This is a genomic window from Holospora curviuscula (assembly GCF_002930195.1).
Classification (GTDB): domain Bacteria; phylum Pseudomonadota; class Alphaproteobacteria; order Holosporales; family Holosporaceae; genus Holospora; species Holospora curviuscula.
The window spans coordinates 1-1665 of sequence record NZ_PHHC01000036.1 but is presented as its reverse complement, the minus strand read 5'-3'; the positions used below and the strand labels follow the sequence as shown (position 1 = coordinate 1665).

3 protein-coding genes are annotated in these 1665 nt (G+C 46.4%); all 3 read right to left on the bottom strand.

Annotated features, from left to right (window positions below; genetic code table 11):
- A partial coding sequence (locus tag HCUR_RS08065) for a hypothetical protein (RefSeq protein ID WP_165780591.1) occupies positions 1–180 on the bottom strand: 180 nt, incomplete at its 3' end.
- Positions 167–955: a hypothetical protein gene (locus HCUR_RS00700; RefSeq protein ID WP_104206314.1), complete on the bottom strand. Its 789-nt coding sequence runs from the start codon at positions 953–955 to the stop codon at positions 167–169. The genes HCUR_RS00700 and HCUR_RS08065, both read right to left, overlap by 14 nt.
- The coding region (locus HCUR_RS09395; RefSeq protein WP_243397229.1) for a hypothetical protein at positions 952–1665 on the bottom strand (714 nt) is incomplete at its 5' end. The genes HCUR_RS00700 and HCUR_RS09395, both read right to left, overlap by 4 nt.

Here is a 1665-nt window from a genome sequence, read left to right as displayed (position 1 = left end):
GCCCTTCATCTGCGTGCCCTGATGGAGGATGGCCCCCACCCGGCCGGAGATCTCCTGCGCCTCAATGGAAGAGGGATGAAATACCGAGCTGGAGCCCGTATATACCGCATCCTCCTTTGTTCCCGGCTCCCGATCTGCCCAAAAGGAACATAATTTTCGAAAGAATTTACCGATATCCAATGCTAATAACCTCCTGGGGGAGAAGGAGCAGCTGGCCCCGGACGTATTCAGCGCAGGCTAAACTTTCTTTTGCTGAATCTACTGCGTTTTTCGCTTGTTTCATTTCTTTTTCAGAAGAAGGCGTTTTACACAATTTTGCCTTAGCCCTTTCTAACGCTTCTTGCCATCCTGAAATTTCATCCTCCAACAAACTCAACACTAGATCCTGCTTCCCCAAGGGTAAAGCATCCACTATGGGAAGCTCGGGAAATTGATCTGGCTTAATTCTGTAAAAGGTATCGTAAATCATACTAAACATAAAATAACTAGCAGCCCAACGGGCCCCAGGATGCAGAAGGTGTAACGATCTCATAATCCAATCCATGTAGGTAGGACCAAAATTAGAACTTGTAACAACACCTAACATCATTTCCGTCCAAAGATCTTCCATGGTCCAGGGCCATCGTACGTCCCCCTCCGGAGGAAAATACTGCATGAGTTCTGGAATGATGGAAGGATCCTTCAATAAGGAAATGGAGTCAAATATATAAAAAAATGTCCAAGCGGCCCGCTCAAAGATCATGCATCCATTTTCTTCTTGCCGAAAATTTATGCCTCTCTCGCCTTGGTCCCAGATATCAAAATAATATGCCAGGGCTGAGAGCATATTTTCCTTAGTGCCAAAGGTTTTAAACCCTTCATACCACTGGGGTTCGTTAGAAACCGGTAAATAGTTTCCCACATATTCCGCTGAATAAATTTCATCCAACACATCTTGCAAACACGTATACTTCATAGTGCACCTCCCTTTTTTTTCATCTGTTCTGGAAAAGTTTCTCGATTTTTTTGAATGGCTTCCAGCAATGCATCGTTCAAGTCTTCTCGAACTTCTTGTTGCAACCCCCCAGAGGGAAGACGATCGGGAAGCTTTCGCATATCCCGAACGCTCACAAATAGAGCTTGACGAAAGTTCTCAACCTCCGTTTTATTGGCGGTGTGCACAAAATCTTGATGCCATTCTTTGGGAATCAAAATACTAATCCCTGCATCTCTGTGAATATCCGATTGAACGAAGGTTTCATTATTTTTGTGAGTGCCTACATGATGGCGAGCAGTGCGATTTTCCATAATAGGTTTACATTCTATGTTGCGGTCTTTCATAGCTTTTTTAATATCTCTATGATTCCCCACCACGAATTTTTGATCCCTATACTGAGTAAAGTACTGCTGCACCGCCACCTGTTCTGGTACGACGGGTGGAGCACTGCCTTGCGGGGGTTGGTGTACTTCCTGAACCTCCACCTGCTGCTTCCCCTTCCTACCGGTTCTTTGCAACTCCGGAGCGGTCTTCATCAGCACCCTGCGTTCTGCCAAAAATCCGTCGCTCAGCGGGTTTAGATAGGCCCCAAGCCCCTCTAGACCCCCTTGCTGGAAAGCATCAAAAGCTCGGCACAGGCGAGAAAAGCCATAACCGATGCCCTTGACCACCACGCGAGCGCTGTGGAA